This window comes from Rhizobium ruizarguesonis (assembly GCF_012349115.1).
In the GTDB taxonomy this organism is placed as follows: domain Bacteria; phylum Pseudomonadota; class Alphaproteobacteria; order Rhizobiales; family Rhizobiaceae; genus Rhizobium; species Rhizobium ruizarguesonis.
Genome location: NZ_PQIG01000019.1, coordinates 1 through 763, shown reverse-complemented (window position 1 = coordinate 763; position 763 = coordinate 1). Strand labels below are relative to the sequence as shown.

The window sequence follows — 763 nt, the reverse complement described above, 5'->3', positions numbered from 1 at the left end:
CCCATGAAGATACTCGTCCCAGTCAAACGGGTTGTCGACTACAACGTGAAGATCCGGGTGAAGCCGGATGGCACGGGTGTCGAGCTTGCCAATGTGAAGATGTCGATGAACCCGTTCGACGAGATCTCGGTGGAAGAGGCGCTGCGGCTGAAGGAAGCCGGCAAGTGCGAGGAGGTGGTGGTCGTCTCGATCGGTCCTGCCAAGGCCGAGGAGACGCTGAGGACGGCACTCGCCATGGGCGCCGACCGGGCGATCCTCATTGAGACCGACGATCAAATCGAGCCGCTCACCGTCGCCAAGATCCTCAAGGCTGTGGCCGATGCCGAACAGCCCGGTCTGATCATCGTCGGCAAGCAGGCGATCGATGACGACAGCAATCAGACCGGCCAGATGCTGGCGGCGCTGATGGGAATTGCCCAAGCGACCTTCGCTTCGAAGATCGAGATCGGTGATGGCAAGGCTCAGGTGACCCGTGAAGTCGATGGCGGCCTGCAGACGATCGAGATCAAGCTGCCGGCGGTTGTCACCACCGATCTGCGCTTGAACGAACCGCGTTATGCCTCGCTGCCGAACATCATGAAGGCGAAGAAGAAGCCGCTCGACAAGAAGACGCCAGGCGACCTCAGCGTCGACACCACTCCGCGCCTCAAGGTGTTGAAGACCGAGGAGCCGTCGGGCCGCAAGGCCGGCGTCAAGGTCAAGTCGGTCGCCGAGCTGATCGACAAGCTCAAAAACGAAGCCGGCGTGCTTTAAGCCAGAACTA

Annotated in this window: 1 protein-coding gene; it reads left to right on the top strand. The window is 60.8% G+C overall.

All coding sequences use genetic code 11. The features are described 5' to 3' along the window. Positions 1-3 precede the first annotated feature (3 nt). On the top strand, positions 4-753 hold the full coding sequence (locus tag C3Y91_RS03435) for an electron transfer flavoprotein subunit beta/FixA family protein (RefSeq protein WP_130763816.1): 750 nt from the start codon (positions 4-6) through the stop codon (positions 751-753). Positions 754-763 lie beyond the last annotated feature (10 nt).

Coding starts and splice junctions, on each gene's coding strand:
- C3Y91_RS03435 (WP_130763816.1), top strand. CDS start 4: ATGAAGATACTCGTCCCAGTCAAACGGGTTGTCGACTACAACGTGAAG.